The following is an 18292-nucleotide window of genomic DNA, read 5'->3' on the forward strand; positions in this document are numbered from 1 at the left end:
AACTCAAAGAGGCATCACGCCCCATAAAGGTTCTTATCGTGCTTCTCGACAATCTTCTGGAACCGGCGCGCAAAGCGTTCATCCGCCTTGGCCTTCGCCTCAAGCACATCGCGGGCAAACACCATGTGTTCCTCATGAGCTTCCATCATGTCAGCCATCTTTTGATTGGTCGCCGTGCCAATCGCCGCCATTGACGCCTGCGCTTCTTTGTCTGTCTCCACACCAATTTCGTTGATGCGGTGGGCCACATCCTGCTGCTGCGCGGTCTTCAAAGATTTGGTCAGCGCATCATAGAGCACCACGCGCTGCTTGGTGTCTGTTTGCAGCTTGTTGATCAGCACCATCTGCGTCGCCGCCTGATTTTGCAGCGAGTCGACCCAGGTCTTGCCCTTCTCGATATAGCGCTCAAGCGTCTGGCTCTGGGCAAGTTTCACCTGCTCCTGCTGCACCAGCTCGTTATAGGATTTGTTCAAATCCGCCAGCTCGGTTTCCAGCTTGGTGCGCGCCGCCGCGTCCTGCTCCACAGCAATCTTGTTCTCGACTTCGATGATCTTGGGATCCATGCCCATGATCTCAGCGCGCAGACTCTCCAGCTCGCCAACTGTGAACTCACGCTCATCTAGCGTCTCTGTCAGGTTTTGCTCGACTTTGACCTTTTGCTCTTCGAGCACGGACAATTGGCTTTCCAAAAGTTTGGTGATCACATCTGATTTGGCAATCAGGTCCTGCAGTTTGTCGTCAATATTGGCAGTTTTGATCCGCTCGGCCCGCATGGAGTCAGACTTGCCGCGACTAAACACACCTACAAAGCTCTCCCAGCCGGTCTTGTCCCGCATCTGGTCAAAGTCTTTGGAGAAGGCGGATGTCACGTCATCCAGCCCCATAATCAGCTCAGCTATGTTGGAGTTCATCACGTCTGTATGCGCGTGCACATCGTCCAGCGTTGCGTTCTCGATATCGATTGCAATGTCGTCGCCGGTTTTCATCTTCGCCCGTGCCGCATCAATGCGCCCGGTCAGCTCGGCAATCTTATTTTGTGCTTCGGCCACCTGCGCTTGAGACTCACGCACTTGGGTTTCAAAATTTGCCATAAAACACTCCCTCTTTCCAATACCTTGAGCCTGATATGGGGAATGTTACTTCCATTTACATCGGACTCGGATTCAATTTGGGCAGAGTGTTGCAAATGTGCATGGCAAAAGAAAGGGGTCGTAGACACGCACCCGCAATTCGCGAGGTTTTGGCCGCTTATTCACGCGGCCAAAACCAAGTGTGGTCTTACGCCGGCTTAGCCAACGACGTTAAACTCCGGTCCATAAGGGTAGCCGGTGATGTTCTCATTGCCATCCTCGTTGATCACCAGGATGTCATGCTCGCGATATCCGCCGGCCCCTGGTTGCCCGTCCGCGATGGTCAACATAGGCTCCATGGAAATCACCATGCCCGGTTCCAGCACCGTAGGAATGTCTTCGCGCAGCTCCAGCCCGGCTTCACGGCCATAATAGTGGCTTAGCACACCAAAGCTGTGGCCGTATCCAAAGGTGCGATATTGCAGCAGATCGCGCTCTGCAAAGAAGTCATTGATCTGCTCCGTCACCTCCGCACAGCTCGCGCCAGGTTTCAGCAGCGAAATCCCCAACTCATGCGCGCCAACGTTGGCTTCCCAAATCTTCAGGCTTGCGTCATCCACTTCACCCACAAACAAGGTGCGCTCCAATGCCGTGTAGTAGCCGGAGATCATCGGGAACGTGTTCAGCGACAGGATATCTCCACGCTGCAACTTGCGGGATGTCACCGGGTTATGCGCCCCATCGGTGTTGATGCCGGATTGGAACCAGACCCATGTGTCGCGATATTCGGCGTCCGGAAACCGCTTCGCAATCTCCAACTCCATCGCATCGCGGCCCGCCATAGCCACATCAATCTCACGCACACCTTCTTTGATGGCATCGCGGATCGCATAACCGCCCACATCCGCCACTGCCGCGCCCGCGCGGATCATCTCGATCTCCGCCGTACTCTTGTGCATACGCTGATGCATCGTGGCTTCATACAGGTCCACCACGCTGGAGGGCGACAGGAAGCTCTGCAACTTGCCTTGCTGCATCAAAGTCAAGTGATCGCTCTCAATACCAATCACCGCGCTGCCACCAGTGATCGACTTAATTGCCCGCCAGTAATTGTCGCGCTGCCAATCTGTGTAGGTGATGTTGTCACCGTAACACCGGCGCCACGGCTGCCCGGCGTCGATGCCCGCCGAAATGGTCACACATTCGGTTGGTGTCACCACAACAGCATAGGGTCGACCAAAGGAGCAGTAGGTGAAACCCGAGTAGTAGGACACATTGTGCATCGACGTGAACACAGCGGCATCCACGCCACGCTCTGACATAATTTTGCGCAATCCCGTAACACGGTTGGCATACTCTGCCTCCGCAAATTGCAAAGGGGCTTTCTCGCCATTGTGGAAACGGTAAAACTCTGGACGTGATGTCATGTTGACCTCCGATAAAAGAGGTCCCGGCGTTCAGGACTGGAAAGATAAGTGCGCATTCCCAGCAGGAATGTGGCGACGCCATCGCCAGTGCTGTGGCCATTCTGTCAAAACTTCCGACGTAGCGACACACGGAATCCGACACAGATGTCTCAACCGCGACCTTGCGCGCAAAAATTGCACGCCTACTGTGGCCTCAATAGGAGGCACTCAATGCAAACCGGACCCAAAAACCTGATCACCGACGTAGCTGGCTTGCGGGTCGGAAACGCGCAAAATGACCATGTCAAATCCGGCACCACCGTGCTGATCAGCGATGCGCCGTTCACCTGCGGTGTGTCCGTTATGGGAGGTGCCCCCGGCACCCGTGAAACCGATCTTTTGGCGCCCGACAAAACCGTGCAACAAGTGGACGCCCTCACCTTGTCCGGTGGCTCTGCTTTTGGATTGGACGCCCCGTCTGGCGTCGCAGATGCCCTCCGCACCCGGGGCCGGGGATTTCCCGTCGGGGATCAAACAGTCCCAATAGTGCCCGGCGCAATCTTGTTTGACCTCCTAAATGGGGGAGACAAAAACTGGGATGAAAACCCCTACAAAGCCCTTGGCGCAATGGCGCTGTCTGAGGCCGGAGAGGATTTTGAACTAGGCTCCGTTGGCGCAGGCACCGGTGGAACCCTCGCAACCCACAAAGGGGGACTAGGCTCCGCCTCCATGCTCCTGCCATCTGGCCACACCGTTGGCGCACTGGTCGCTGTAAACGCGCTTGGCGATGCTTCACCGGATGGAGAACACTTCTGGGCCGCCCCTTGGGAAGTTGGCACCGAATTTGGCGGCAAAGGGTTCCTGCCGTCGGCTCCCAGCAACTTACCAAACACCAAGCTTTCGAGCCACAACACCACCATTGCCATTGTCGCCACAGACGCCAACCTGACCCAAGCGCAATGCACACGTTTGGCCACCGCCGCCCACGACGGCATGGCCCGCGCACTTGTGCCGTCGCACACGCCAATGGATGGCGATCTCATCTTTGGCGTCAGCACTGGCGCCATGCCACTCAAGGAGGACATCGCCGACACCCTCTGGCTGGGCCACGCCGCCGCAACCTGCCTTGCCCGTGCGATCGCACGCGGCGTCTGGCACGCCGCACCAAAAGAAGGTGACACTCACCCCTGTTTTCGATCTTAGGAAAACAACATCCGCGCCATGTCACTGTCCGGATCAGAGAAGGCATCAATCACATCAAAGTGGTGCTTTCCACCTGCCACGACCATGTCGCAATCCCAGGCTTCTGACAGCCAGCGCGCCTGATCCAAGAATACGGGTCGTTCTTTGGCTCCAACCAAAACGGTCACATCCACACCCTCACGCGGCGTCTGCAATACCGGACTTTCGGCTGCACATTCCGCTTCATCAAGTTTGAGGTCGTTGTTCATCGACGTGTTCATCATCGGGCGCAAATCTGCTACTGGCGAGATTGGCACCACACGTGAGATCCGCGCCGCCACATCCTCAGGCAACACCCCGTCACACGCCATACGCGCCACGAGGTGCCCGCCAGCGGAATGGCCAGCCAACATAATCGGGCCCGCCACATGTTCAGCGGCCTTAGTGACTGCCGCTGCAACCTGCTCCGTGATTTCTGAAATCCGCACCGAAGGCGCGAGATCATACGACGGTAAAGCAACGGCCCAACCCCGCGAAACCGCTGCCCGTGCAAAATGGCTCCAGTAAGACTTGTCAAAGAGTAGCCAATAGCCACCGTGCACAAACACCAGCAACCCTTTGACCGCCCCTTCAGGTCGGATCAGGTCAAGTTTGAGACGATCTCCTTCGCCATATGGGACATCTTCCTCCATTGCAGACGTGGCCCGGTAGGCCGCTGCATCTCGCTCCCAGCGTGACGGAAACTCTTCCGCCCCCTCAATATAGGCGCCGTTTGAATATGCGTCGTCCCAATCCATGTGATTCCTCCCCAGATACTCTCCGCACTCTGAGCGAAACTATTTCAAACCTCAAACATCTTTTACCCATGAGATCTCCGCCATAAAGGCATCCCCAGTCAAAAAGGCATGCGAAGTGTTCATCGCTTCAAGCTTAAGCCCTGAACCGCACCATAAGTAGATAAACAGCCACGCCCAGTGCCGCCAAACTTCCAGTCCACACCAACGCAGTCTGATATCCTAGCCAATCCGCCAATAACCCCATCGCGCCTGCGCCCAGCGCCGAGCCGCCAGCAGCAATCACCGCCCACAAGCTCATCACCCGGCCGCGCATATCATCCTCCAGATCAAGCTGAATGGCTGTTTGCGTGGAAATCGCTGTGACCGTCGTAACAAAGGACATGCCTGCCGCCAAAACCAATGCCAGTTCCCATGTTGATGCCAGCCCAAGGGTCGCAACCAACATCAACCCAAAAACAATCGCCAAACGCGTGGTCAACGGCAGACGCCCCGGCACTTGCGGCGGCAAAACCGCTTGTGAGAGCCCGCCTAGGATCGCCCCAAATCCCGTCACACTCATCAAAACCCCAAGCCCTTCCGCGCCGCGGCCAAAAACGCCGTCGGCCAAGGGCGGCAAAACCTCCAGCGCCCCACGTGCCACCAACGCAAGTACACCCGCAATGAGCATCGCCTCCCGCACTGTTTCAGAACGCCAAACATATTGGACGCCAGCCCCCAATGCGCGGAAAAACGGCTCTTGCGCACTGCCGGACTCACGCCGAGGGCGCAGCGACAGTCGCGTGACCGCAAAGAGGTAAGGTGCAAACAGCACGGTCTGCACAAACAAGGTTTCAGCCACACCTATTGTCGCGATCAAAACCCCACCCAACGCCGGTCCAACCATGCGGGCGATGTTAAAATTGATTGCCACAATTGTGACCACCGAGCCCACTTGATGACGCCGCACAAGCCGTGGTGTCAGCGCCATACGCACCGGATGATTGGCGGCAATCACCATACCGATCGAAAGCGTGATCAGGGCAATAACCAACGGTGTTGCCCAACCCAACGCGACCATCGCCCAAAGTACAGCACTCAGCATCGCGTTAATGCTTTGCAGAACCAGCAAGGTCTGCTTCACACGCCACCGGTCCACCCAAACGCCAAACAACGGCGACAACACAATTGAAGGTGCAAACAACAAAAACGCCACCGCGCCCACAAAGCTGGCGGAGCCCGTCATGTCCCAAGCCAACCAGCCGATCGTGACGCGCTGCATCCAGATCCCCAACAAGCCAAAGGCAGAGCCAAAGACATAGGTGCGGAAATTAGCCGACTTCAAAGCGCCCAGATTCACGCGCCTCTCCCGATGTTGGAAAACTTGCCGGCACCATGCCCTTCACAGGTTAAGAACACAACCAAACAAAAACGCGCGCTCCGTGTGGAACGCGCGCCTGACAACAAGGGAAGAATTGTTAGGTCAGTTTTGGTTGGAGGTTAGTTGACAGCTTTGGCGTCAACCACTTCCTGCTTCACCGCTTTGGATGAACCGCTGGAAATCTCAATCCGACGCGGTTTCAGCGCTTCGGGGATTTCGCGTTCCAATTCAATGTGCAGCATACCGTCTTCGTGGCTCGCGCCGGTCACGCGTACATGGTCCGCCAAATGAAAGCGGCGCTCAAACGCACGCGTGGCGATGCCACGGTGCAAATACGTTTTATCCGCAGTCTCGTCGCCTTTTTTGGCGGTCACAACCAAAGCGTTCTGCTTGACTTCGATGTTCAGGTCATCAGCCGAGAAACCGGCAACGGCCAACGAGATGCGATAGGCATCATCAGCGGTTTTTTCGATGTTGTATGGTGGGTAGCTTGGCTGGGCGACATCGTTGGACAAAACGCGGTCCATCATGTTTGCCAATTGGTCAAAACCTACGGTCGACCGGTAAAGCGGAGCGAGATCAAAAGTGCGCATGGGTTATCCTCCATTGAGCGACAACGATATGTGGTGCCTTCCATTTGGACAGGCGATGAATGTGTGAGACCCGATCATCGGCGCCTCACGCATACTGACCTATGTTGGCAAAATAGAGTTTCAACCCCGCGAGTTAAGGACGCACAAATTTTGCGCCACCGCCGCTGCGGGTGCCAACTTGTATGCGGGTCACCCCCGTCGCCGTCTTAACTGCTGGCCGATCTCCCACGCGCATGCGCCTTTTCAATTCGGCGACAACGTCTGGCAACTCCATACCAAAAGACACACTCTCGCCCTGACCATTCTTTCCAATCGCCGAAACCACCGACAGGATCCGCACCCTATTGCCATACCGCACAAACACTGGCGCGCCGGACGAGCCAAAGGTGACGTTGCAGTCAAAGGTCAACACGCCCCAGCCACGTTGCAAAATTGAACAATCGCGCTGCCAGGACAGGTGCTCACTGCGCCCACGCCCGTAGCTCAAAACAGACACTTTCTCCCCTTCCTGAGGATCAACGTGAATGGCAAACGGATCCGCTTCACCAGTGGAAATCGGCGAGTCCAAACGCAGCAGGGCCACATCGTGAGGGATCATTTTACCACTGATTTTACCGTCCGCGTTATCTTGGTAATCGACGGCCACCACCACGCGATTGACCTGCCTTTCGGCCAAAGCATCACCAGAGACATATCCGGCCCGAAATGTGATTTGTTCCGGCGGAATTGGCGTGCCATTTTTGTCAAAAACACAATGCGCCGCGGTCAGCACCTGGTCCGGCGCAATCAAAGCCGCTGAACAAAATCCAGCGCCGCGCATATCCAATCGCCCCAAGGCCTCCCAGCCCAAAAGATCACCGCGGCTTGTCAGCGGCTGAAGCCGTTCGCCCGCAGTCACCGGCAATGCAGACAAACACACGATCAACGCGCTCAAGATCATTGAAACCCGCATACTCATCACTCCTAAATCACCTACGGACGCACAAATTTGGCACCTGTGCTGTTGCGCTTCTGTAAAGACATCAATCCGCCTGCCGTCGCCGACGACTTGCCGTGCTCTGCAAATAACTCAGGCAATGTGTGGTCCAGCGCCGCGCCCAGGGCCACCTTGGTGCCTTTCACTTCTGCCTTTGCTGCAACCACAGAGGCGATCCGCACTTTGCCGTCTTCAAAAACAAACACCGGTGCGCCGCTGCTGCCAAAATCGATATTGCAGGACAGGACGTAAACGCCGCGCTGACGCCCCATCACCTGACATACCTCTTGAAAGGAAGGCGCTTCTTCACGGCCAACAGCATAAGACACAACGCCAATTTGGGATCCTTTTCTCAGCCCAGTCGCAGTTTCAAACGGCGCAACTGTGGTATTTCGAATGGGATGATGCAGCTCCAAAAGCGCCAGGTCATTTTGCACATTTTCAATTTTGGCTTCAGAACTGTAGGCGTATTTTGGGTGCACCACGGCGCGACGCACGGTCCGATAAGCTTCCGCACGGCCGTTTCGCCACCCAGCACGGAATTCAATCTGCCGCACATCATAGGCCGCACCACTGGACTTCTCATAAAGACAATGCGCCGCGGTCAGCACCAAATCCGGCGCAACCAATGCGCCTGTGCAAAAGCCCCGACCGTCAATCTCAAGCCGCCCGACGCCCCCCCAATCACGGCTGTCCTCCCCCGTATCCAATCGCTGAAGTGTGGTGTCTTGTGCGGCGACCAATCCACCCCAAAAAATCACGCTTAGAATTGTCAGTAGCCGAACCACGTTGGGCCTCCACGCTCAGGTTTCCTCTGATCTACTGCCCCCCTGCGGCGGAAATAGGGCGCGACCTTGTCACGCCTCTGATTAAAAGAACAAGCGGGAAGGTTAACGCAAATTGGGAATCTCGGGAACCTGCTTACCTGGCTCCGTAAGCGCACGTGGCTGAGGCCCGCCGGTTGCCCAATCCAGCAGCTCCACAGTGTGCACGATTGGCACCTCGGTGGCACTGCCGATCTGCATCATGCAACCGATATTGCCTGCCGCAATTATGTCTGGTTTTTTGGCTTCAAGAGTACGCACTTTGCGTGTCTTGAGTTGCCCAGAAATCTCCGGCTGCATCAGGTTGTACGTGCCCGCAGACCCGCAACACAGATGACTGTCCGCAGGCTCCACAACCGTGAAACCGGCCCTTTTCAACAAGTCCTTCGGATATGTCTTAATCTGTTGTCCATGCTGCAAGGAACACGCGGCATGATAGGCTACGACAGCGTCCTGATCCGCACCGCTTGGCAGATCAAGCTTCATCAACACTTCAGACACATCCATCGCAATGCCACTTACCCGCGCCGCATCTTTTGCCAAGGCCTCATTGCGGAACATATGCCCGTAATCCTTCACCGTAGTGCCGCACCCCGACGTGTTGATCACAATGGCATCCAATCCGTCGCCATCTATCTCCGCACACCAAGCTTTGATGTTTTTGGCAGCCGTTGCATGGCTCTCTCTGGTCTTGCCCATGTGATGCGTCAGTGCCCCACAACAGCCAGCGCCCTCGGCCACCACAACTTCGCACCCCAAGCGCGTGAGCAAACGGATAGTCGCGTCATTGATATCTGTGTTGAGAGCCTTTTGCGCACAGCCTGTCATAAGGGCCACGCGCATTTTCTGCTTTGCTTGAGGTGCAAAACTCTGTGGTTCGTCATTGCGGCTCACTGGTGGGATCGACTTAGGCGCCATGTCCAGCATCGCCCGCAACCGCGCATCCGGCATCAAAAAGCGAAACGGCCTGCCCAGCTTGGCCCCTATCAATGCCCAACGAAACCGCATCGGATAGGGCAAGATTTGCGCCAAAACCCAGCGCAGCATGCGATCTGTAAAGGGCCGCTTGTAGTTGTCTTCAATGTACTCCCGGGCATGGTCCACCAGATGCATGTAGTGCACACCACTAGGGCACGTGGTCATACAGGCCAGACAACTCAGACAGCGATCAATATGTTTGACGGTCTTTTCATCCGGCACACGCTCGTTTTCCAGCATGTCTTTGATCTGATAAATCCGCCCGCGTGGGCTGTCGAGCTCATCCCCCAGTATTTGATATGTTGGGCAGGTGGCTGTGCAAAACCCGCAATGCACGCAGGCGCGCAAAATTTCGTTGGCCTGTTGAATGCCGGGGGCTTTGAGCTGGTCTTTGGTGAATGTTGTTTGCATTTTCCTAGTCCATCAACCCAGAGTTCAAGATCCCGCGGGGATCAAATTGTGACCGCAATCCCTTCGACAAAGCGGCCAATGGTAATGGCTCAGGCTGAAAAACCGGGATGGTGGCCCGGGTTTTCTTTGAACCACGGATCAACGTCGCATGCCCTGTAAACGAGACCGACCGCACGTCCGTGCCTTGTGGTACTTGCACCCAAACAAGCCCACCGCCCCAATCATAAAGTACAAGCATATCAGGGTGTTCCGCTCGCAATTGCGCGACCAAGCCTGGCCCGTCGCTTGGCTTCACGGACACCCTCCAAACACTCCCAGTTTGCCCCTGCATCAAGGCCACATCCCGCACCCAAGCCCAGCCTGCCGCGACTTTCGCCGGATCACGCTCGACAAGCACCGCGCCACCAAATTTTGCCAACAGGTCTGTCAACTTGGCAGCCCGATAAGCCACAGATGCCTCCAACCCTTCGATCCGGATCATCGTGACTGGATGACCATCCACACCAGCCGGCGCATGTGCTGCACCGCTCACATCATAGGGAGACCCTAGTGCCGCGCTCATCGCCGCCACGGCATCCACATCCGAAAGCCCATTCACAAGCACGCAGCCCACCGCTTCAGGCATCGCCTGTACCTTCAGGCTGACCTCAGTCAAAACGCCGAGGGTGCCCCAGCTCCCCGCCATCAGCTTCACCAAATCGTAGCCGGTGACGTTCTTCATCACACGCCCGCCATTCTTCAAAACACGCCCCATGCCATCGACAAATCGCACCCCCAGCAGACTGTCCCGACAGGCGCCCACCTGAATCCGGCGTGGTCCACTGACATTGGCAGCCACTACGCCACCAATTGTCGATGCCCCTTTGGTGCCCAACATTCCACGATAGTCCATCGGCTCGAATGCCAACCGCTGCCCATGTGCCGCCAAGGTCGCTTCAACTTCCGCCAACGGCGTACCGGCCCCAGCAACCAGAGTCAGCGCCCCCGGCTCATAAAGTGACACGCCCGACAAGCCAGTGGTTGATAGAACCGCGCCCTGTATCGGCGCGCCAATCGCTCGCGTGCCGCCGCCTTGAATGTGTAGAGGTCCATCGGCGCTCGCGACCAGCTTTGCCAATTCGGCTTCGTTGGAAGGTTTCATCATCTTCTGCCTCACTCTGCCACCGTGCGCCGTGCTTCACTTGCCGCCAAAGGAAACACCTTTGCCGGGTTGAGCAACCATTTGGGATCAAACACATCTTTCACAGCCATCTGAATGTCGAGATCCTCTGGCAGGTATTGATCCACCATCAAATCGCGCTTCTCGATACCCACACCGTGCTCCCCGGTCAGACAGCCGCCAACCTCGACACAAAGCCGCAGAATATCCGCCCCAAAGGCCTCACACTTTTCCAGATCACCGGGTTTATTCGCGTCAAACAGGATCAACGGATGCATATTCCCGTCGCCGGCATGGAACACATTGCCGACATCCAAGCCATAGTCTTTGCTCAACTCGCCAATCCGACGCAGCACATACGGCAACTGGCTCACCGGAATAGTGCCGTCCAAACACATATAGTCATTGATCTGCCCCATCGCGCCAAAGGCAGATTTGCGACCCAACCAAATCCGCGCGCTTTCATCGGCGCTGGTACTTTCACGCAATTCCACCGGATTATGCGTCCGCGCAATCGCCAAAATACGCTCCAGTTGCGCGTCGATTTCTTCGTCTGAGCCTTCGACTTCGACAATCAACAAAGCCTCACAATCGGGATAGCCCGCTCCCGCAAAAGCCTCTGTGGCGCGAATGCAGGGTCGATCCATAAACTCAATGGCCACCGGCAGAATGCCCGATTTGATAATGTCAGATACGCATTGCCCAGCGACCTCATTGCTATCAAACCCCATCAGCACTGGCCGTGCACCTTCCGGTTTGTGCAAAATACGCAATGTGGCTTCAGTCACGACGCCCAGCTGCCCCTCACTGCCACAAATCACACCAAGCAAGTCCAACCCGCCAGCGTCCAGATATGCGCCTCCAATCTCAACAACTTCGCCATCCATGGTGACCATCGTCACACCCATCAGATTGTTGGTAGTCACCCCGTATTTCAAGCAATGCGCGCCGCCCGAGTTCATGGCGATGTTGCCGGCAATTGCACAGGCCAATTGGCTGGAAGGGTCCGGCGCATAGAAGAATCCATTCTCCTCCACGGCACCGGACACGCTGAGATTGGTGCGACCGGTCTGCACACGGATGAAGCGGTTTTCATAATCCGTTTCAAGCACTTCGGTCATGCGGGCCACCCCAAGGATCACCGAATCTGCTGTGGGCATTGAGCCGCCTGCCAAAGACGTCCCTGCGCCGCGCGGGACCACCGGAACGTTCTCCGCATGGCACACTTTTAGAACCGCCGCGACCTCTTCCGTTGAGGCCGGAAGAACCGCAGCGAGCGGCGGGCATCGGTAAGCCGTCAGCGCGTCACACTCATAAGCCCGCACTTCGACCTCATCTGAGATCACCGCATCAGCGGGCAGAACCGCCTTCAAGCGCGCAACAATATGCGCCTTTTTGGCAAGCACCTCAGGGTTTGGGGTTGGCATGTCCATGGCTGGCCTCCATTGTAATTGGTAAACTAATATAACCAATAATGCAGACTGGCAAGAGAGACCAACTCACGTTAGGGTGCCTCCATGACTCCAAACATGCTTCTTGCCCAGTTTTCCACCCTCGATTTTGTCGCTGTTGTTGCCATCATCTCGGCCTGGATATTGGCCACGCATCTAATTGAAAATCCTCCGAAAAACAGACCTTCTGTGTCGCGTCTGATGGCGTTTTATCGGCAGGAATGGATGGTGCATTATGTGCACCGAGAAACGCGGGTTTTTGATGCACAGATCATGGGGAATTTGCGCCAAAGCACGGCGTTTTTTGCCTCATCCTCGATGATTGCCATTGGCGGTTTGGTGGCATTGATCGGGAATACGGACCAAATTGCCGGAGTCACCAAAGACCTGACCCAGAATTCGGAACCAGCCTCTGTGCTGGAGCTCAAATTGGTTCTGGTGCTCTTGTTTATTGGCAACGCATTTCTGAAATTTGTGTGGTCTCACAGGCTCTTCGGCTATTGCTCGGTGCTAATGGCCGCCGTGCCCAATGACGCCACCGACCCCACCGCACTGTCACGGGCGAAGAAAGCCGGGACCATCAACATCACCGCCTCGCGCAGCTTTAACCGGGGGATTCGGGCGATCTATTTTGGCCTGGCGGCCGCCGCCTGGATATTGGGGCCTGTGATGTTGATTCTGGGGGTTTTGGTAACCGTCATTGTCCTCGGACGGCGGGAGTTTGCCTCCCAATCACGCGCCGCTTTGCTGCAGGAACCGCGCTGAATTAACCCCCCAAAATCCACGTCGGTATCGCATCAGTATCACGGTTGTTTTGCGGAGGTGCACTTTCGCAAACCTCCCGCACGTTAACTTTTAAAGATTAAGAGAAATTTAGACGCGGTGGTAAGGTGCACCGGCCAAAATGCTGGCCGCGCGATAGAGTTGCTCGCTGAGCATCACCCGCGCCAGCATGTGTGGCCAAACCATTTTACCAAAACTCAGCTTGGCATCGGCCCGCGCCCGCAAGCTTGGGTCAATGCCGTCCGCCCCACCAATCACAAACGCCAGATCGCCACGCCCATCGTCGCGCCAGCCGCCCAGCATAGTGGCAAAGTCAGGACTGCTCATCAGTTTGCCACGCTCATCAAGCGCACAGATCACAGCACCTTTGGGAATGACACCATCCAGCAATCCCGCCTCAGCCGCCATGCCGCCGCCTTTGCGATCCTCAACCTCATGCACCGCAACCGGACCAAGGCCCAAGGCCCGTCCGGTGCGATCAAATCGTGTCAGGTAGTCGTCAAGAAGGTCACGTTCGGGACCAGACCGCAGCCGCCCAACGGCGCAGATGTGCACCTTGAGTGCCATGTCATGCCCTCCGGACCTGCGATGCAACGCAGGTCACCCAAATGCTTATGCGGCGCCGCCGGGGACCCACATTTTTTCGAGCTGGTAGAACTCGCGCACTTCCGGACGGAAGATGTGCAAGATCACGTCACCAGTGTCCACAAGAACCCAGTCGCCTGTTTCCTTGCCTTCAACTTTGGCGCCGCGCCCAAACTCAGCCTTCAGCCGTTCAATCAGCTTCTCAGCAATCGCGGTCACCTGACGCGAGGAGCGCCCGGTGCAGATCACCATATAGTCGCCAATAGACGTTTTGCCGCGCAGATCGATCTGCACCACATCTTCGGCTTTGTCTTCATCCAGAGAGGTGAGGATACGGGCAAGCAGTGCCTCGCTTGTCGCATCTGATGAGTCCGACGTTACAATCGAACCAGTGTCAGTAGCATTGGCCACGTCGTTGTTCAGAGACAGAAGTCTGTCCTCCTTAAATCGCACCCGTTTGCCCCGGTGCCGAGCATAATTTTAAGATAGCACCGGTTGGCGCTTTTCTCAACGAAAGGCAAGGGGGATTCGCCGATAAAGCAATCAAACCTTGTGATTTCGCCCATTCATTCTAGTCTGCCCAAGGTTAACTCTATGCCAATTTGTTGAGGTGCTTTGATGCGTTGCCTGAAAGCCGTTCCGTTTATTTTGACCCTTTCCGCGCTGCCCGCGTATGCCGACGACAGCTGTGTCGCAAAAATCTCAAGCAATCACGCCAATTCCACCGCTCACATGGTCATTGAGCTGGATGATTTGGGAGAGTGGACCGAAAACGCCTTTCAGGTGAGCGCTATGGCTGCCGTTCGATTTATCGAAAAAATGGGGTGCAAGAGCAGCGATCTAATAATCGCCCCCAAACGAAATGAGGGAAGCTGCGTGCATCTGGTAAAGAACACACCAGCCACCTGCCTGTTTCTGAGCAACCTGGGTGTGTTCAGTACACAGGAAACCTATGACTCTTTGATCAACGTGGTTTGGTTCAATCTGGACTAGGCGTCGTTGACGCTGTTGGAATAGGGTCCCCCTCTTCCAACACACGCACTTCGCGCTGCGGGAACGGCAAGGAAATGCCGTGTTCATGGAACGCATCCCACAGCGCCAGGTACACATTGCCGCGAATGTTGGTCAGTCCGCCGGTGGGGTCCTCGATCCAGAAGCGCAGAATATAATCCACGCTGCTATCGCCAAATCCAACGATATGGCAGACAGGCGTGTTGGGATAGTGCAGCACGCGAGTTACCGATTTTGCCGCCTCAATCGCCACCTTGCGCACCACATGCGGGTCGTCGCCGTAAGCCGTGCCAAAGAAGATATCGAGCCGCACGTAGCTGTCGGAATGCGACCAGTTCACCACCTGATTGGTGATCAGATCTTCGTTGGGGATCAGGAACTCTTTGCCGTCCCGTGTGACCACAGAGATGTAGCGCGCGCCCAAGGAATTTATCCAGCCAAAGGTTTCCCCAAGCGAGATCACGTCACCAGGCTTGATCGACTTGTCCATCACAATGATCAGGCCGGACACCAAATTGGACACCACTTTCTGCAGGCCAAAGCCAAGACCCACACCAATAAACCCGGTCAGGAAGGCAAGGCCCTTGAGGTCAAAGCCAATGATGCGCAGCCCAACAAAGAAGGCAGCGGTGTAAAGGAACACCTGCAGCAGCTTGCCAAACAGCACCCGCATGGAGGGTGAGATGTCTTCGCTGCGCTTGAGCCGCGCGTCCGCTTGGCGTGACAGCAAGCGGGTGATGGCAAAGGTCAAACCTAACAGCACAACCGCCTGCGCGATCATCCAGAGGGACAGGCGGGATTCGCCAAACACCAAGGCCATGCTGTCCATCAGCTGCACCGCGTCGTCACGCAATCCGGTCAACACCAGCGTGACCCAAATCCACGCGCCGTAGCGCAAAAAAGTCCGCAGCGTTGTGTTTTGTACCACCCGCAACACCGCCACAACCACCAGCCAGGCCAAGGCGAGATTTGCCAACCCCACCAGCAGATATGACCGGCTGGGCCATGTAACCGCCTGCATCATCCAAACGGTAAACCAAATCAAAAAGTTAAACAGGAACAACGGCATGCGCCGATGCACCATCATTGCGTAGCGGTAGCGCAGCTTGGACCAGCCCTCGCGGGATTTGAGCCAGGCGTAAAACCGGGGTTTGATCAGTTTGGTCAGCGCAAGGGACACGGCAAGCAATCCCAGCGCAATCAAAACTTGGTAAAATGCCCACGGGCGCAGCAGGCTTTCACCAAACGCCACCACCTGCTCCCAAATGCCCAAAGCAATTTCTGTGGTTTCCGTGGTGGTTTCCGACTCCGGTGTCGACGTGACTTCCCGTTCGGCACCGGCGATGCGGTCCAACTCGGATTCCTGCGTATCGCCAACGCCTTGCGTCTCTGCGGTGTTCTCCTCACTCATGGATGTACCCTTGCACGTCCGATCCCCCTGCGGCAACGCAGCTGTCACGGATTGTGCGCTTCTGCTTGAAGGAATCTGCGCGACCCTGTAGGGGGGGAGACATGAAACGCATCTATGACATTGCTGACCACGCCTTTTTGCCTTGGCGCTTCTTTGGTCAGAGCAAATCCGTCATCGCCGCGCTATGAGCTTTTGGCGCAGCTGAGCTGTGCCCGTTAGTCAGCCATAACTTCAGCTATCCAAACAGAATGGAGAGGACCTATGTCCCCCAAAACGCTCTATGATAAGATCTGGGATGCCCATGTTGCGCATGAAGCCGACGATGGCACCTGCCTTTTGTATATTGACCGTCACCTTGTACACGAAGTGACCAGCCCGCAGGCTTTTGAAGGTCTGCGCATGGCGGGCCGCAAAGTGCGCGCGCCGGAGAGAACCATCGCCGTGCCGGACCACAACGTGCCCACCACCGAAGGCCGGGACGATCCGTCCCAGATGACCGAAGAAAGCCGCATTCAGGTGGCTGCGCTGGACACCAACGCCCGCGAGTTTGGCGTGCACTACTATCCGGTGTCTGACGTGCGTCAGGGCATTGTGCACATTGTGGGCCCAGAGCAGGGCTGGACCCTGCCCGGCATGACCGTGGTCTGTGGTGACAGCCACACCGCCACCCACGGTGCGTTTGGCGCATTGGCGCATGGTATTGGCACCTCCGAGGTGGAGCACGTGCTTGCCACGCAGACGCTGATCCAGAAGAAGTCCAAAAACATGAAGGTGGAGATCACAGGCAAGCTTATGCCGGGTGTGACTGCCAAAGACATCACACTGGCGGTAATTGGTGAAACCGGCACCGGTGGCGGTACTGGGTATGTCATCGAATATTGCGGTGAAGCGATCCGTGATCTGTCGATGGAAGGCCGCATGACCGTGTGTAACATGGCGATCGAAGGCGGAGCCCGTGCGGGTTTGATTGCGCCGGATGAGACCACGTTTAACTACGTCAAAGGCCGCCCACATGCACCAAAGGCCGGTGCATTTGAGCAGGCACTTGAGTATTGGAAAACGCTCTTCACCGACGAAGGTGCGCATTTCGACAAAGTGGTCACGTTAAAAGGCGAAGACATTCAGCCGGTTGTGACGTGGGGCACCAGCCCTGAGGACGTGCTGCCGATCACTGGCGTTGTGCCACACCCTGAAGACTTCCAGGGCGGCAAAGTCGACGCGGCCCGTCGCTCGATCGAATACATGGGTCTGACGCCAGGTCAGAAACTGACCGACATCGAAATCGACACCGTGTTCATTGGCTCCTGCACCAACGGCCGGATCGAAGACTTCCGCGCCGTGGCCGAGGTGGTCAAAGGCAAGAAGATCAAAGACGGCATGCGGGCAATGATTGTACCGGGCTCCGGCCTTGTGCGCGCGCAAGCCGAAGAAGAAGGTCTGGCGGATATCTTCCGTGAGGCGGGCTTTGAATGGCGTCTGGCTGGGTGCTCGATGTGTCTGGCGATGAACCCTGATCAGTTGTCTGAAGGCGAGCGTTGCGCCGCAACGTCGAACCGCAACTTCGAAGGTCGTCAAGGCTATAAGGGCCGCACACACCTTGTGTCCCCTGCCATGGCTGCCGCAGCCGCCCTCACCGGCAAACTCACCGACATTCGGGAGATGATGTAATGGAAAAGTTTGAAAAACTGCAGGGTATCGCAGCCCCCATGCCTCTGGTGAATATCGACACCGACATGATCATCCCAAAGGTGTTCTTGAAATCCATTGCCCGCACCGGCTTTGGCGCCAACCTGTTTGACGAGATGCGATTTAACCGTGACGGCACTGAGATCGCTGATTTTGTGCTGAACAAACCGCAGTACCGTGAGGCGCAGATCCTTGTGGCGGGTGACAACTTTGGTTGTGGCTCGTCGCGTGAGCACGCGCCTTGGGCGATTGCAGACTTTGGCATCAAATGTGTGATCTCCACATCCTTTGCTGACATCTTTTTCAACAACTGCTTCAAAAACGGCATCCTGCCCATTGTTTTGCCGCAGGAGCAGGTCGACCTGTTGATGAAAGACGCGGAAAAAGGCGCCAACGCGCGTATGACCGTGGATCTGGAAGCGCAGGAAATCACCTCGTCGGATGGCGATGTGGTCAAATTTGACGTCGATGCGTTCAAAAAGCACTGCCTGCTGAACGGTCTGGACGACATTGGTCTGACCATGGAGAAAGAAGCCTCCATCGACGCCTATGAAGCCAAAGCGGGCGCGTCGCGTCCTTGGGTGTAAGCGCACAATCGTTTGATTGACATAA

The 18292-nt window shown here is 56.3% G+C and carries 18 protein-coding genes; 5 read left to right on the forward strand and 13 right to left on the reverse strand.

The window, feature by feature from the left end; all coding sequences use genetic code 11:
• Window positions 1-14 precede the first annotated feature (14 nt).
• Window positions 15-1091 (reverse strand): hypothetical protein, encoded by a 1077-nt coding sequence (locus QZ517_RS03055; RefSeq protein ID WP_294221894.1) that lies wholly within the window; start codon window positions 1089-1091, stop codon window positions 15-17.
• Window positions 1092-1288: 197 nt separating this feature from the next.
• Window positions 1289-2497, reverse strand: a complete 1209-nt coding sequence (locus QZ517_RS03060; RefSeq protein ID WP_294221897.1) for a M24 family metallopeptidase — start codon at window positions 2495-2497, stop codon at window positions 1289-1291.
• 210 nt (window positions 2498-2707) lie between these two features.
• Here QZ517_RS03060 and QZ517_RS03065 point away from each other — a divergent pair, with 210 nt between their 5' ends.
• The gene (locus tag QZ517_RS03065) at window positions 2708-3679 is read left to right on the forward strand and encodes a P1 family peptidase (protein ID WP_294221900.1); all 972 of its coding nucleotides are present in this window, start codon (window positions 2708-2710) and stop codon (window positions 3677-3679) included.
• On the opposite strand, the gene QZ517_RS03070 is transcribed toward QZ517_RS03065, so the two are convergent.
• The 8 genes from QZ517_RS03070 to QZ517_RS03105 all read right to left on the reverse strand — a co-directional run bounded on the left by QZ517_RS03070 (window position 3676) and on the right by QZ517_RS03105 (window position 12186).
• The gene (locus QZ517_RS03070) at window positions 3676-4455 is read right to left on the reverse strand and encodes an alpha/beta hydrolase (protein ID WP_294221903.1); all 780 of its coding nucleotides are present in this window, start codon (window positions 4453-4455) and stop codon (window positions 3676-3678) included. The genes QZ517_RS03065 and QZ517_RS03070 overlap by 4 nt on opposite strands.
• A gap of 133 nt (window positions 4456-4588) precedes the next feature.
• Entirely contained in the window at window positions 4589-5791 is a 1203-nt protein-coding gene (locus tag QZ517_RS03075; protein WP_294221904.1) for an MFS transporter, read from the reverse strand.
• Window positions 5792-5931: 140 nt separating this feature from the next.
• Window positions 5932-6405 carry an Hsp20 family protein gene (locus QZ517_RS03080; protein WP_294221905.1) on the reverse strand — a complete coding sequence of 158 codons (474 nt, stop codon included), beginning with the start codon at window positions 6403-6405 and terminating at the stop codon, window positions 5932-5934.
• A 133-nt stretch (window positions 6406-6538) separates the two neighbouring features.
• Complete coding sequence (locus QZ517_RS03085) at window positions 6539-7357, reverse strand: trypsin-like peptidase domain-containing protein (protein WP_294221908.1); 819 nt, start codon at window positions 7355-7357, stop codon at window positions 6539-6541.
• A 20-nt stretch (window positions 7358-7377) separates the two neighbouring features.
• Window positions 7378-8169 (reverse strand): trypsin-like serine protease, encoded by a 792-nt coding sequence (locus QZ517_RS03090; protein ID WP_294221910.1) that lies wholly within the window; start codon window positions 8167-8169, stop codon window positions 7378-7380.
• A 102-nt stretch (window positions 8170-8271) separates the two neighbouring features.
• Entirely contained in the window at window positions 8272-9594 is a 1323-nt protein-coding gene (gene glcF / locus QZ517_RS03095) for a glycolate oxidase subunit GlcF (protein ID WP_294221913.1), read from the reverse strand.
• 4 nt (window positions 9595-9598) lie between these two features.
• Window positions 9599-10735 carry an FAD-binding protein gene (locus tag QZ517_RS03100; RefSeq protein ID WP_294222047.1) on the reverse strand — a complete coding sequence of 379 codons (1137 nt, stop codon included), beginning with the start codon at window positions 10733-10735 and terminating at the stop codon, window positions 9599-9601.
• An 11-nt stretch (window positions 10736-10746) separates the two neighbouring features.
• Complete coding sequence (locus QZ517_RS03105) at window positions 10747-12186, reverse strand: FAD-linked oxidase C-terminal domain-containing protein (protein ID WP_294221915.1); 1440 nt, start codon at window positions 12184-12186, stop codon at window positions 10747-10749.
• Window positions 12187-12270: 84 nt separating this feature from the next.
• On the opposite strand from QZ517_RS03105, the gene QZ517_RS03110 reads away from it, so the two are divergent.
• Window positions 12271-12969 (forward strand): DUF599 domain-containing protein, encoded by a 699-nt coding sequence (locus QZ517_RS03110; protein ID WP_294221920.1) that lies wholly within the window; start codon window positions 12271-12273, stop codon window positions 12967-12969.
• A 108-nt stretch (window positions 12970-13077) separates the two neighbouring features.
• Here the strand turns inward: QZ517_RS03110 and rlmH are convergent, their stop codons facing one another.
• Complete coding sequence (gene rlmH, locus QZ517_RS03115) at window positions 13078-13554, reverse strand: 23S rRNA (pseudouridine(1915)-N(3))-methyltransferase RlmH (RefSeq protein ID WP_294221923.1); 477 nt, start codon at window positions 13552-13554, stop codon at window positions 13078-13080.
• Between the two features lie 45 nt (window positions 13555-13599).
• Window positions 13600-13983 carry a ribosome silencing factor gene (gene rsfS / locus QZ517_RS03120; RefSeq protein WP_294222050.1) on the reverse strand — a complete coding sequence of 128 codons (384 nt, stop codon included), beginning with the start codon at window positions 13981-13983 and terminating at the stop codon, window positions 13600-13602.
• A 207-nt stretch (window positions 13984-14190) separates the two neighbouring features.
• Between rsfS and QZ517_RS03125 the strand changes: the two genes are divergently transcribed.
• Complete coding sequence (locus QZ517_RS03125; RefSeq protein ID WP_294221925.1) at window positions 14191-14565, forward strand: hypothetical protein; 375 nt, start codon at window positions 14191-14193, stop codon at window positions 14563-14565.
• Here the strand turns inward: QZ517_RS03125 and QZ517_RS03130 are convergent.
• Entirely contained in the window at window positions 14552-15994 is a 1443-nt protein-coding gene (locus tag QZ517_RS03130) for a mechanosensitive ion channel domain-containing protein (RefSeq protein WP_294221928.1), read from the reverse strand. The two genes, QZ517_RS03125 and QZ517_RS03130, sit on opposite strands and share 14 nt — an antisense overlap.
• Window positions 15995-16255: 261 nt before the next feature.
• Here QZ517_RS03130 and leuC point away from each other — a divergent pair, with 261 nt between their 5' ends.
• Together leuC and leuD are read left to right on the forward strand one after the other, a co-directional pair.
• A complete protein-coding gene (gene leuC / locus QZ517_RS03135) occupies window positions 16256-17662 on the forward strand; it encodes a 3-isopropylmalate dehydratase large subunit (protein WP_294221931.1) in 1407 nt (468 codons plus the stop codon).
• Window positions 17662-18267, forward strand: a complete 606-nt coding sequence (gene leuD / locus QZ517_RS03140) for a 3-isopropylmalate dehydratase small subunit (protein WP_294221934.1) — start codon at window positions 17662-17664, stop codon at window positions 18265-18267. The genes leuC and leuD overlap by 1 nt, the downstream gene beginning before the upstream one ends.
• The last annotated feature ends 25 nt before the right edge of the window (window positions 18268-18292 follow it).

The organism is uncultured Shimia sp., from assembly GCF_913054185.1.
Lineage (GTDB): Bacteria > Pseudomonadota > Alphaproteobacteria > Rhodobacterales > Rhodobacteraceae > Shimia.

Coding starts and splice junctions, on each gene's coding strand:
- QZ517_RS03125 (WP_294221925.1), top strand. CDS start 14,191: ATGCGTTGCCTGAAAGCCGTTCCGTTTATTTTGACCCTTTCCGCGCTG.
- QZ517_RS03065 (WP_294221900.1), top strand. CDS start 2,708: ATGCAAACCGGACCCAAAAACCTGATCACCGACGTAGCTGGCTTGCGG.
- glcF (WP_294221913.1), bottom strand. CDS start 9,594: ATGCAAACAACATTCACCAAAGACCAGCTCAAAGCCCCCGGCATTCAA.
- leuC (WP_294221931.1), top strand. CDS start 16,256: ATGTCCCCCAAAACGCTCTATGATAAGATCTGGGATGCCCATGTTGCG.
- QZ517_RS03060 (WP_294221897.1), bottom strand. CDS start 2,497: ATGACATCACGTCCAGAGTTTTACCGTTTCCACAATGGCGAGAAAGCC.
- QZ517_RS03130 (WP_294221928.1), bottom strand. CDS start 15,994: ATGAGTGAGGAGAACACCGCAGAGACGCAAGGCGTTGGCGATACGCAG.
- rlmH (WP_294221923.1), bottom strand. CDS start 13,554: ATGGCACTCAAGGTGCACATCTGCGCCGTTGGGCGGCTGCGGTCTGGT.
- QZ517_RS03110 (WP_294221920.1), top strand. CDS start 12,271: ATGACTCCAAACATGCTTCTTGCCCAGTTTTCCACCCTCGATTTTGTC.
- leuD (WP_294221934.1), top strand. CDS start 17,662: ATGGAAAAGTTTGAAAAACTGCAGGGTATCGCAGCCCCCATGCCTCTG.
- QZ517_RS03055 (WP_294221894.1), bottom strand. CDS start 1,091: ATGGCAAATTTTGAAACCCAAGTGCGTGAGTCTCAAGCGCAGGTGGCC.
- QZ517_RS03080 (WP_294221905.1), bottom strand. CDS start 6,405: ATGCGCACTTTTGATCTCGCTCCGCTTTACCGGTCGACCGTAGGTTTT.
- QZ517_RS03100 (WP_294222047.1), bottom strand. CDS start 10,735: ATGAAACCTTCCAACGAAGCCGAATTGGCAAAGCTGGTCGCGAGCGCC.
- QZ517_RS03070 (WP_294221903.1), bottom strand. CDS start 4,455: ATGGATTGGGACGACGCATATTCAAACGGCGCCTATATTGAGGGGGCG.
- QZ517_RS03085 (WP_294221908.1), bottom strand. CDS start 7,357: ATGCGGGTTTCAATGATCTTGAGCGCGTTGATCGTGTGTTTGTCTGCA.
- QZ517_RS03105 (WP_294221915.1), bottom strand. CDS start 12,186: ATGGACATGCCAACCCCAAACCCTGAGGTGCTTGCCAAAAAGGCGCAT.